This window comes from Streptomyces silaceus, assembly GCF_001419745.1.
In the GTDB taxonomy this organism is placed as follows: domain Bacteria; phylum Actinomycetota; class Actinomycetes; order Streptomycetales; family Streptomycetaceae; genus Streptomyces; species Streptomyces silaceus.
Genome location: NZ_LIRJ01000246.1, coordinates 1 through 11,631, shown reverse-complemented (window position 1 = coordinate 11,631; position 11,631 = coordinate 1). Strand labels below are relative to the sequence as shown.

Sequence of the window (11,631 nt, the reverse complement as noted above, 5' to 3'; positions counted from 1 at the left end):
CCCCCGGGCCCTACTCCTCGCCCGTCCCCCCTTCGCCCAGCAGTGTCAGGAAGTCCCTGAACGCCCCCGGCATGTCCACCGATTCGGGGTCGAGCAGCCACTGGTACTGCAGGCCGTCCATCACGGCCGTCATCAGCGGGGCGGCCGCCTCCGGGGTGAGGCCGGACGGCAGGCGGTCGCCGTACTCGGCGCGCAGCACCGCCGCGAAGTTCGTGCGCACCGCCTCGTACCGCCCCGAGAAGAAGCCGCGCGCCGGATGCTCGTCCGTGACGCTCTCGCCGAGCAGGGCGGAGAAGGTCTGCACGATGCCGGGGCGCATCGCGTTGTACTCGACGAGCGAAGTGAGCAGGTCGAGCCGCCACTGGCCGCGCGGCACCGCGTCCCACTGGTCGCGGGCCTCCAGGACGGCGACCAGCAGGGCCTCCTTGGTGGGGAAGTAGTGCAGCAGGCCCTGCTGGGTGAGGCCGACCCGCTCGGCGACCGCCCCGAGGCTCGCCCCCCGGTACCCGCGCTCGGCGATCACCTCGAACGCCGCCCGGAGGATCTCCGCGCGCCGCTCCTCGCTCCTGGCCCTGGCCGCCATCCCCGTACCCCTTCCTGAACTCCCCGCCCGTTCCCGAACTCCCTGCTCGGAGGACCGTACGACATCTTTATATTACGAGAAGGTAACGAAAACTACTGAGCTACAGGTAGCGGGTGCAGGATGGAGGGACCAGCTCGGACGAACCGGCATGGACGGGCCGGCGCGGACGGGCCGGATCGACGACGGACTCATCGAGGAGGCACCGCCATGGCGGCAAGCAAGCCCACCGAGGCCACGCGGGCGGACGGCGACCAGGTCAGGGGTCAGGCCAGGGATCAGGCCAGGGACCAGGCCAGGGGGCAGGCCCGGGAGGCGGCCGTCGAGGCCGCCCTCGGCAAGCTCGATCTCGACGCCAAGGCCCGGCTGCTCGGCGGCCGCACCATGTGGGAGCTGCACGCCCTGCCGGAGATCGGCCTCGCGCCCCTCGTGATGTCCGACGGCCCGATCGGCGTGCGCGGCGTCCGCTGGACCGCCGACGACCCGTCCGTCGCGCTGCCCTCCCCGACCGCGCTCGCCGCCACCTGGGACCAGGACCTGTCCCGCCGCGCCGGCGCGCTCCTCGCCCAGGAGGCCCGCCGCAAGGGCGTGCACGTCCTGCTCGCGCCCACCGTCAACCTCCACCGTTCCCCGCTGGGCGGCCGCCACTTCGAGGCGTACAGCGAGGACCCGTACCTGACGGGCGTCATCGGCACGGGGTACGTCCAGGGTGTCCAGTCCGGCGGCGTCGGCACGACCGTCAAGCACTTTGTCGCCAACGACGCCGAGACCGACCGCTTCACCGTCGACAACAAGGTCGCCCCGCGCGCCCTGCGCGAGCTGTATCTCGCGCCCTTCGAGGCCATCGTCGCCAACGCCCACCCCTGGGGCATCATGACGGCGTACAACCAGGTCAACGGCGTGACCATGACCGAGCACCGCCACCTCGTCAACGACGTCCTGCGCGGCGAATGGGGCTTCGACGGCTACAACGTCTCCGACTGGATGGCCGCCCGCTCCACCGTCCGCGACATCGAGGGCGGCCTCGACGTCGCCATGCCGGGACCGGCGACCGTGTACGGCGAGCCGCTGGCCGCCGCCGTCCGCGCCGGCGAGGTCCCCGAGGAGACCGTCGACGAGGCCGTCCGCAACGTCCTGCGCCTCGCCGCCCGCGTCGGCGTCCTCGAAGGCGCCGAACCGGCCGTCCGCCCCGAGGACCTCCCCGCCGAGATCGACGGCGAGGCCCTGGCCCGCGAGGTCGCCCGCCGCGCTTTCGTCCTCGTACGCAACGAAGTGCGCGACGAAGTACGCGACGGCGTACGTGGTGAACCGGGCGACGGGACAAGCGACGGTACGCGCGCCGGGGCAAGCGACGGGACACGCGACGGCGAGAAGCGTGAAGGAAGCCGCGTCCTCCCGCTGAACCCCGCCGGCACCGTCGCCCTCATCGGCGCCGCCGCGCGCGACGCCCGGGTCCTCGGCGGCGGCTCCGCCACCGTCTTCCCCGCCCGCGTCGTCTCCCCGCTCGACGGCCTGACCGCCGCCCTCCCCGACGGCACGCTCACCTACGTCGTCGGGGCCGACCCCAGCGACGAACTCACCCCCGCCGACAAGGGGTTCGAGCTCCGCGCGGTCTGCCGCGACGCTGCGGGCACCGTCCTCGGCGAGGGCAGCCTGCCCACCGGCCAGGTCCAGTGGATCGGCGACGACCTGCCCGAGGGCGTCACCCACGAGGCCATGGCGAGCATCGAGGTCGTCGGCACGTTCACGCCGCGCGAGAGCGGCGAGCACGCCTTCGGCACGCGCGGCCTCGGCGCCTTCACGCTCACCGTCGGCGGACAGGTCCTCTTCGACGGCGTTCAGCCCATGGGTGCCGAGGCCGACCCCTTCGAGGCGTTCTTCGGCTCACCGGTCGACCGCGGCACGGTCGCGCTCACCGCGGGCGAACCCGTCGAGGTCTCCCTGCGCCACCACCTGGACAAGGACCGGGCCACGCCGCTGCCCGGCGTCATGTTCTCCTTCGTCCACCTCGGCCCGCAGCGCGGCGCCGAGGAACTGATCGCCGAGGCCGTCGAGGCCGCGCGCGGCGCCGACACCGCCGTCGTGGTCGTCGCCACCACCGAACGCGTCGAGTCCGAGGGCTTCGACCGCCAGGACCTCCGGCTGCCGGGCCGCCAGGACGACCTGGTCCGCGCGGTGGCCGCCGCCAACCCGAACACCGTGGTCGTCGTCAACTCCGGCTCCCCGGTGGAGCTGCCGTGGCGCGACGACGTCGCCGCGGTGCTGCTCGGCTGGTTCCCCGGCCAGGAGGGCGGCGCCGCGCTCGCCGACGTCCTGCTCGGCGCCGAGGAGCCCGGCGGCCGGCTCCCCACCACCTGGGGCGACCTCGCGGCGGCGCCCGTCACCCGGGTCACCCCCGAGAACGGCGAACTCGCCTACACCGAGGGCGTGTTCATCGGCTACCCCGCCTGGGAGCAGGCCGGCGCCACCCCCTCGTACGCCTTCGGACACGGCCTCGGCTACACCGACTGGACGTACGAGTCGATGGCCGTGGAGGGCACCACCGTCACGGTCCGCGTCCGCAACTCCGGTGCCCGCACGGGCCGCGAGGTCGTCCAGGTCTATCTGGCGCCCGCCGACGCCGGGGCGACCGGCCGCCCGGCGCGCAGGCTGGCCGGGTTCGCGGGCGTCGAGGCGGCGCCCGGCGAGAGCGTGGAGGTGACCGTCGAACTCCCGCGCCGCGCCTTCGAGACGTGGGACGAGACCACCGGCTCCTGGGCGTACCGGAGCGGCCGGTACGAGATCGAGGCGGGCCGCTCGCTCACGGACCGCCGCCTGACCGAGACGCTCGCCGTCTGACCGCGGCGCTCGCTGTCTGACCGGGGCGCCCGTCGCCTGACCGCGGCGCTCGCCGTTTGACCGGGACGCACGCCGTCTGACGGCGAGCGCGCCGTCCGGCAGCGCAGAGGGGTCACCGCACCGAGAAGCCGTACACCGTCTCCGACCCGTACACCCCGCCCGGCCGCAGCACCGTCGAGGGAAACCGTGGCCGGTTCGGGGAGTCGGGGAAGTGCTGCGTCTCCAGGGCGATCCCGCCGCAGGGCGGGAACGGCAGGTCCGCCGCGAAATGGTCCGCTGTGTAGAACTGGAGCCCCGGCTCCGTCGTCGCGACGGTCAGGACCCGCCCGGACGCCGGGTCGCTCAGCTCGGCCACCTCGACCGGGTCCGCCGTCACCCCCTTGTCCAGCACGTAGTTGTGGTCGAAGCCGGGCCCGGCCTGCCGCGCCCGGCGGAAGTCGAACCGCGTCCCCTCGACGTCCTCGTACTCCCCGGTGGGAATCCCGTCACCGTCCACCGGGGTGATCCGCGAGCCGGCGATCCGCACCTCGTGCCCCAGCGCGCCGCCGCCGACACCAGTGCCGCCGCCCGCGCCCGCGAGATTCCAGTACGTGTGGTTGGTGAGGTTCACCACGGTCGGCGCGTCGGCCGTCGCCTCGTACGCGATGCGCAGCGCGCCCGTCTCGTCCAGCGTGTACGTCGCCGAGACCGCGAGGCGGCCGGGATAACCCTCCTCGCCGTCGGGGGAGACCCGCGTGAGCCGCACCCCGTGCTCGCCCGCCGGCGCCGCCTCCCACACGTGCTTGTCGAAGCCGCGCTCGCCGCCGTGCAGGGCGTTGGGGCCGTTGTTCCGCGCGAGGCGGTGCGCGCGTCCGTCGAGGGTGAAGGCGCCGCCCGCGATCCGGTTCGCGTACCGCCCCACCAGCGCCCCGAAGTACGGCCCGGGATGCCCCAGATACCCCGCGAGATCCGCGAAGCCCAGCGCCACCGGCGCCACCCGCCCCGACCGGTCGGGGACCTCCACGGACTGCACGATCCCGCCGTACGTCAGGATCCGCACCCGCACGGGACCCCGCTCCAGCGTCCAGCGGTGGACGGGCGTGCCGTCGGGAAGCGTCCCGAAGAGTTCACTGCGCATGATCGCGACCCTACGCCGGGCCGCCCGCCCGCTAGGCCACAGGCTTGTGCGAGGTCACCTGCCGGTAGGCGATCTCGGCGAGCCGCGACTGGCCGTTCCTGCTGGGGTGGAACCAGTCCCAGTGGCTCAACTGGGCGCCCTCGAAGCGGTAGTCGAAGACCGCCCCGCCGTCGTACCGGCAGCGCTGGTCCTTGGCGCACACGTCCTTGAGGACCTTGTTGTACGCGACCACCCGGTCCTGCACCGACTCCCGCCGCCGCACCGCCTGGGCCCCCAGGTCGTCCGGATCGGCCAGCATCGAGGAGCAGATGCCCAGTTTCCAGATCTGCTTGCCCAGCGGATTGGTGCGCCCCTGGGACCAGAGCCGCTTGAGATCCGGTACGGACGCCACGTACACCTGCGCCTTCGGCAGCTCGCGGCGCAGCGTGCGCATCGCCTCCTCGAAGGAGGCGCGGAAGTCGGCGACGGGTGTCATCGAGTCGGCCGACGCGCGGCAGGCGTCGTTGGCGCCCGCCATCACCGTGACCAGCTCGGGCCGCTCGACGGCGGCCTGTTCGACCTGCTCGGGCAGGTCGGCCATGCGGGCGCCGGTCTTCGCGTGGTTCCAACTGTGCGTGGCGGCCCGCTCCTTCCCGAGCAGCCGGGTCGCCAGGCTCTTGATCTCGGCGTCCGAACCGGTCGCCCAGGACGCCTCGGGGCAGTCGGAGAGCACCGAACAGGCGTCGAAGCCACGGGTGATGGAGTCGCCGACGGCGGCCAGGGAGCGGGGCGAGGTGTCCCAGGCCGGTGTGGGCCTGGGAGACGGTTTGCGGGCCGAGGGGCCGCCCGGGGCGCCGGAGTCGCCGCCCTGCGCGTCGCACGCGGTGAGTGCCCCGGTACCGAGAAGGGCCGCCGTCGCGAGAGCGACGACGGCACGTGAGCGGTGCCTGCGGTTCCGCATCCCTGCTCCCCTCTGTCGTTCAACGTGACGTCGTGCGCGTGCCCGGGGTTGCGCCCCGCCGGGTGAATGGTCGGAGTTTCCTGGCCTTCGGACCGACGGTACGTCACACTCCTTGCGCCGCCGCACGGTAGCCTCGGCCCGTAGCTGCCGGGCCACTGCTGTGACGGCGGCGACAGGGCGGGTGATCCACCCGGTGGCGCCCCGCCGCATTGGTTCCGCTAAATTACATCACGTCACATCTGTCCCCTTTTTCTAGTTTTCTCTAGTCTTTGGGAAAATCGCTCGGCACGGGCGCGAGGCCGCTGGGGAAGGCGAACCTCGACCCACACTGGAGGTCCCGGTGACGACACGTGGAGTTCTGTACGTGCACTCCGCTCCGCGCGCGCTGTGCCCACACGTCGAGTGGGCTGTCGCGGGCGTGCTCGGTGCGCGTGTGAGCCTCGACTGGATCAGGCAGCCCGCGGCGCCGGGCACCTGGAGATCCGAATTCTCCTGGCAGGGCTCGGTGGGCACCGCCTCCAAGCTCGCCTCCGCGCTGCGCGGCTGGGATCTGCTGCGCTTCGAGGTCACCGCGGAGCCCTGTGCCACCGCCGAGGGCGAGCGCTACAGCGCCACGCCCGAACTCGGCATCTTCCACGCCGTCACCGGCATCCACGGGGACATCCTCATCCCCGAGGACCGGCTGAGGGCCGCGCTGGCCCGCTCGCAGCGCGGCGAGAGCGACCTGGAGGCCGAGCTCGCCAAGCTGCTCGGCAAGCCCTGGGACGACGAGCTGGAGCCGTTCCGGTACGCGGGCGAGGGTGCGCCGGTGCGGTGGCTCCACCAGGTTGTCTGAGGGGTGGCTTGTCTGAGCACCAGGTTGTCTGAGGGGCAGCAGGTTGTCTGAGCACCAGGTTGTCCGACGGGCACCGGTCGTCTGAGCGGCGCATCACGTCGTCTGGCCACCAGGTCGTCTGAGCAGCCGTACGCGTGTCGCCCGATCGGGTACACGAGAATCGGGTATACGAAAGGGCCCCCACCGTGTGGTGGGGCCCTTTCGGTTGCCTGTGACCGTCTCGGACGGTCGTCAGACCGTGAGGCCCGCCTGTGACGGGTCAGACCGTCCGGTCCGTCTGTGACGGGTCAGACCGTCCGGTCCGTCTGCGACCGGTCAGACCGTGCGGAACGCCAGGACGACGTTGTGGCCGCCGAAGCCGAACGAGTCGTTCAGCGCCGCGATCCTGCCCTCGGGCAGCGGGCGGGCCTCGCCGCGCACGATGTCCGCGTCGACCTCGGGGTCGAGGTTCTCGATGTTGATCGTCGGCGGGGCCACGCGGTGCTTGAGCGCGAGGACCGTCGCCACGGTCTCCACGCCGCCCGCGCCACCCAGCAGGTGACCCGTCATCGACTTGGTGCTGGAGATGGCCATGTGGTCGACGTCGTCGCCGAAGGCCTTGCGCAGCGCCTTGATCTCGGCGACGTCACCCTGCGGCGTCGAGGTCGCGTGCGCGTTCACGTGCACGATCTCGGCCGGCTTGAGGTCGGTCGTGTCGACCAGGTTCTGCAGCGCCGCCGCGATGCCGTTGCCGGACGGCTCGGGCTGCGTGATGTGGTGCGCGTCGGCCGAGATGCCCTGGCCGACGGCCTCCGCGTAGATCTTCGCGCCGCGGGCCTTGGCGTGCTCCTCGGACTCGAGGACGATCACGCCGGCGCCCTCGCCGAGCACGAAGCCGTTGCGGTCGGCGTCGTAGGGACGCGAGGCGCCCTGCGGGTCGTCGTTGTTCTTCGACATCGCCATCATGTTGCCGAACGCGACGATCGGCAGCGGGTGGATCGCCGCCTCCGTGCCACCCGCGACGACGACGTCGGCGCGGCCGGTGCGGATCATCTCGATGGCGTAGCCGATGGCCTCGGCGCCGGAGGCGCAGGCCGACACCGGGGTGTGCACACCGGCGTGGGCGCCCAGCTCGATGCCGACGTTGGCCGCCGGGGAGTTGGGCATCAGCATCGGCACGGTGTGCGGGGAGACGCGGCGTACGCCCTTCTCCTTGAGCACGTCGTACTGGTCGAGGAGCGTCGTCACGCCGCCGATGCCGGAGGCGATGACCGCACCGAGCCGGTGCGGGTCCACCGAGGTGTCCTCGCCCGCCTTGGCGGTGTAGCCGGCGTCCGCCCAGGCCTCGCGGGCCGCGATCAGCGCGAACTGCGCCGAACGGTCCAGCTTGCGCGCCTGCGGGCGGGGGATGATCTCGCCGGGCTCCACGGCGATCTGACCGGCGATGCGGACGGGCAGCTCGGCCGCCCAGTCCTGCTCCAGAGCGCTGACGCCGGAGCGGCCCGAGACCAGGCCCTCCCACGTCGACGCTGCGTCGCCACCCAGCGGTGTGGTTGCGCCGATACCGGTGACGACCACGGTGCGATTGGTCGAGTTCACAGGAAATTTCTCCACGGTGTTGAGGGGATCACGGCGCCACCACCGGGTGGCGACTGAGCACGGGCTCGATCAGGCCTGGTGCTCGAGGATGTACTTCGTCGCGTCGCCGACCGTCTTGAGGTTCTTGACGTCGTCGTCCGGGATCTTGACGTCGAAGCGCTCTTCGGCGGCGACGACGACCTCGACCATGGACAGCGAGTCGACGTCCAGGTCGTCGGTGAAGGACTTGTCCAGCTGGACGTCCTCGACCGGGATGCCGGCGATCTCGTTCACGATCTCGGCGAGACCGGCGACGATCTCTTCCTGAGTGGCGGCCATGTTGGCGCTCCTTCTTATGTATCCAGAGGGTGTGGCGGCTTCCGTACGGATCGGATGATCCGGACGTGATGCCTAGGGGAGGGTAACGACCGTGGCGGCGTACACGAGACCCGCCCCGAAGCCGATGACGAGCGCGGTGTCGCCGCTCTTCGCCTCGCCGGTCGCCAGAAGCCGCTCCATCGCGAGCGGAATCGAGGCGGCCGAGGTGTTGCCGGTGGTCTCCACGTCACGGGCGACCGTGACGTGCTCCGGCAGCTTCAAAGTCTTCACCATCGAGTCGATGATCCGCATGTTGGCCTGGTGCGGAATGAAGACGTCCAGGTCGTCCGCGGTGATTCCGGCCGCGTCCAGCGCCTGCTGGGCGACCTTCGCCATCTCGAACACGGCCCAGCGGAACACCGCCTGGCCCTCCTGCGTAATGGCAGGGAACTTGTCGGGGGCGCCGTTGCGGTACGCCTCCCAGGACTCGGTCTGCTTGATCGTCTCGGACTTGTCGCCCTCCGAGCCCCAGACCGTCGGGCCGATCTTCGGCTCCTTGGCGGGGCCCACGATCACGGCGCCCGCGCCGTCACCGAACAGGAAGGCGGTCGCACGGTCGTGCAGGTCGGTGAGGTCGCTCAGCCGTTCCACGCCGATGACCAAGACGTACTCGGCGGACCCCTCGACGACCATGCCCTTGGCGAGGGTGAGGCCGTAGCCGAAGCCTGCACAGCCCGCGGAGATGTCGAACGCGGCGGGCTTGCCCGCGCCGATCTTGTCCGCGATCTCGGTCGCGATGGCCGGGGTCTGCTTGAAGTGCGAGACGGTGGAGACGATCACGCCACCGATCTGCTCGGGCGTGATGCCCGCGTCGGCGATGGCCTTGCCCGCCGCCTCGACGGACATCGCGGCCACGGTCTCCTCGTCGGAGGCCCAGTGGCGGGTCGCGATGCCCGAACGGGAGCGGATCCACTCGTCGGACGAGTCGATCGTCTCGAGGATGACCTCGTTCGGCACGACGCGGGTGGGCCGGTAGCCGCCGACGCCCATGATCCGCGCGTACGGGGCGCCCTGACTGGGCTTGATCTTCGACATGCGCTACGGCTCCTTGTCTGTCGTCGGCTCAGGAATGCTCGGCGACGAGCGCGCGGGCCGCGTCGAGGTCATCGGGGGTCTTCACCGCGAGCGTCTTGACGCCCTTCAGGGCGCGCTTGGCCAGGCCGGTCAGGGTGCCGCCGGGGCACACCTCGATCAGCGCCGTGACCCCGAGCTCCTGGAAGGTCTCCATGCACAGGTCCCAGCGGACCGGGTTCGCCACCTGGCCGACCAGGCGGGAGATCACGTCGGCGCCGGTGGCGACGGTCTTGCCGTCCCGGTTCGAGACGTAGGTGAAACGCGGGTCGGCGACGGTGAGGCCCTGGGCGGCCTCCTCCAGCTGCGCCACCGCGGGAGCCATGTGCGAGGTGTGGAAGGCGCCCGCGACCTTGAGGACGACGACCTTGCGCACGCCCTCGGGCTTGTCGGCCTCCAGCTCGGCGAGCTGCTCCTTGGTGCCGGCGGCCACGATCTGGCCCGCGCCGTTCACGTTCGCCGGGGTGAGGCCGAGCTTCTCCAGGTGCGGGACGGTGACCTCGGGGTCGCCGCCGAGCAGCGCCGCCATGCCGGTCTCCGTGACGGCGGCGGCCTCGGCCATGGCGAGCCCGCGCTTGCGGACGAGCCGCAGGGCGTCGTCGTCGGAGAGCACACCCGTGTACGCGGCGGCCGTGATCTCGCCGACGCTGTGTCCGGCGACGGCCCCCGGGGTGATGTCACCGAGTGCCTCGGCGGAGAGCAGACCGGCAGCCACGAGCAGCGGCTGCGCCACGGCGGTGTCGCGGATCGCGTCCGCGTCGGCCTGCGTGCCGTAGTGGGCGAGGTCCAGCCCGATGGCGTCCGACCAGGCGGCGAGCCGGTCTGCGGCGCCGGGAAGGTCGAGCCAGGGGGTCAGGAAGCCGGGCGTCTGAGCGCCTTGGCCGGGAGCGACGAGTACGAGCACTCTCACACTCTCTCTTGTGGACGGCGGGAGCCGCCCGTGGGGACAGGGACGAAGAACGGCTGGGGGAATTGTAGGGGCCCGACAAAATCCTACGATTGGGGATCCCCGTCGGCCAGACGCCCCAGGATCAGTGCGATTCGCAGCGTGAATGCGGAGCGCACATCGGAAGGTGACCAACCGGTGACGTCAGTCACACGTCGAAGCCGGTAGCGCACGGTATTCGGATGAACGAAGAGCATTCGGGCCGCGCCTTCGAGGCTGCTCGCCTGCTCGAGATAGACACTGAGCGTTTCCAGGAGCGCGGAGCCCGCTTCCTCCAGTGGTCTGTAGATCTCCTCCACCAGCTGTTCGCGCGCCGCCGGATCCCCGGCGATCGCGCGCTCCGGCAGCAGATCGTCCGCGAGGACGGGCCGCGGGGCGTCCTGCCAGGCGGCGCACGCCTTGAGCCCGGCGGCCGCCGCCTGCGCGGAACGGGTCGCGGCGAGCAGGTCGGGGACGATCGGCCCGGCCACCACCGGACCCGCGGCGTACGGCCCGATCAGGGACTTCGCCACGTGCAGCGGATTGTTGTTGCCACCCGCGATGACCACCAGGCGGTCGCCCAGCACACCCGTCAGGACCTGCAGTTTCGCGTGCCGGGCGGCGCGGCGGATGGCCTCGACGGTCAGCTCGCTGTCGCCGTCGGGGGCGGTGCCGAGAACCACGCACACATGCTCGGGCGAGTTCCAGCCGAGGGCCGCGGCGCGCGAGACCGCACCCTCGTCGGCCTCGCCGGAGAGCACGGCGTTCACCACGAGGGACTCCAGGCGCGCGTCCCAGGCACCGCGTGCCTCGGCGGCCTGCGCGTACACCTGCGCGGTGGCGAAGGCGATCTCACGGGCGTAGACGAGCAGCGCCTCGCGGAGCACCGACTCGTCGCCGGGCGCCGCGACCTCGTCGATCGCGGACTCCATCACCTCGATCGTCGTACGCACCATCTCCACGGTCTGGCGCAGGGTGATCGCCCTGGTCAGCTCACGGGGGGCGGTGCCGAAGACGTCGGTGGAGATGGCCTGGGGCGCGTCCGGGTGCCGGAACCACTCGGTGAACGCGGCGATACCGGCCTGGGCGACCAGACCGATCCAGGACCGGTTCTCCGGCGGCATCGCCCGGTACCAGGACAGCGTCTCGTCCATGCGCGCGATGGCCTGCGCCGCGAGGCTCCCGGACGACTTCTCCAGACGCTTCAGGGTCGCGGCGTGCGCGTGGGGGGTCCGCAGGGCGTCCGGGCCGGACCCCGGGCCGGACGGCTGGCGGGACTCCTGGGGGGCTTCGTTCGCTGAGGGTTCGGGCACGGGGACAAGACTGCCTTATCGGGGCGGGGGGATGCGGTGCCGGGGCCAGTGCGGTGGTCGGCGCCGGGGTCGTTACC

General features: G+C 71.9%; 10 protein-coding genes. 2 read left to right on the top strand and 8 right to left on the bottom strand.

Annotated elements, in window-relative coordinates:
- Positions 1-10 precede the first annotated feature (10 nt).
- Positions 11-583, bottom strand: coding sequence for a TetR/AcrR family transcriptional regulator (locus tag AOK22_RS22975; protein WP_055700596.1), 573 nt, complete (start codon positions 581-583; stop codon positions 11-13).
- A 207-nt stretch (positions 584-790) separates the two neighbouring features.
- On the opposite strand from AOK22_RS22975, the gene AOK22_RS22970 reads away from it, so the two are divergent.
- Positions 791-3,418 carry a glycoside hydrolase family 3 protein gene (locus AOK22_RS22970; RefSeq protein WP_079036755.1) on the top strand — a complete coding sequence of 876 codons (2,628 nt, stop codon included), beginning with the start codon at positions 791-793 and terminating at the stop codon, positions 3,416-3,418.
- Positions 3,419-3,530: 112 nt separating this feature from the next.
- Here AOK22_RS22970 and AOK22_RS22965 read toward each other — a convergent pair whose 3' ends face one another.
- Both AOK22_RS22965 and AOK22_RS22960 read right to left on the bottom strand, forming a co-directional pair.
- Entirely contained in the window at positions 3,531-4,535 is a 1,005-nt protein-coding gene (locus AOK22_RS22965; protein WP_055700595.1) for an aldose epimerase family protein, read from the bottom strand.
- Positions 4,536-4,566: 31 nt separating this feature from the next.
- Entirely contained in the window at positions 4,567-5,475 is a 909-nt protein-coding gene (locus AOK22_RS22960) for an SGNH/GDSL hydrolase family protein (protein ID WP_055700594.1), read from the bottom strand.
- Between the two features lie 340 nt (positions 5,476-5,815).
- Between AOK22_RS22960 and AOK22_RS22955 the strand changes: the two genes are divergently transcribed.
- Positions 5,816-6,310, top strand: coding sequence for a DUF3145 domain-containing protein (locus AOK22_RS22955; protein WP_055700593.1), 495 nt, complete (start codon positions 5,816-5,818; stop codon positions 6,308-6,310).
- A gap of 315 nt (positions 6,311-6,625) precedes the next feature.
- On the opposite strand, the gene fabF is transcribed toward AOK22_RS22955, so the two are convergent.
- From fabF to fasR, 5 genes are all read right to left on the bottom strand, one after another.
- Positions 6,626-7,888 carry a beta-ketoacyl-ACP synthase II gene (gene fabF, locus AOK22_RS22950; protein WP_055700592.1) on the bottom strand — a complete coding sequence of 421 codons (1,263 nt, stop codon included), beginning with the start codon at positions 7,886-7,888 and terminating at the stop codon, positions 6,626-6,628.
- Positions 7,889-7,957: 69 nt separating this feature from the next.
- On the bottom strand, positions 7,958-8,206 hold the full coding sequence (locus tag AOK22_RS22945) for an acyl carrier protein (protein ID WP_055531551.1): 249 nt from the start codon (positions 8,204-8,206) through the stop codon (positions 7,958-7,960).
- Positions 8,207-8,278: 72 nt separating this feature from the next.
- Positions 8,279-9,280: a ketoacyl-ACP synthase III gene (locus AOK22_RS22940; protein ID WP_055700591.1), complete on the bottom strand. Its 1,002-nt coding sequence runs from the start codon at positions 9,278-9,280 to the stop codon at positions 8,279-8,281.
- 28 nt (positions 9,281-9,308) lie between these two features.
- Positions 9,309-10,220 carry an ACP S-malonyltransferase gene (locus AOK22_RS22935; protein ID WP_055700590.1) on the bottom strand — a complete coding sequence of 304 codons (912 nt, stop codon included), beginning with the start codon at positions 10,218-10,220 and terminating at the stop codon, positions 9,309-9,311.
- An 89-nt stretch (positions 10,221-10,309) separates the two neighbouring features.
- Entirely contained in the window at positions 10,310-11,479 is a 1,170-nt protein-coding gene (gene fasR / locus AOK22_RS22930) for a fatty acid biosynthesis transcriptional regulator FasR (RefSeq protein WP_055700597.1), read from the bottom strand.
- Between the last annotated feature and the right edge of the window lie 152 nt (positions 11,480-11,631).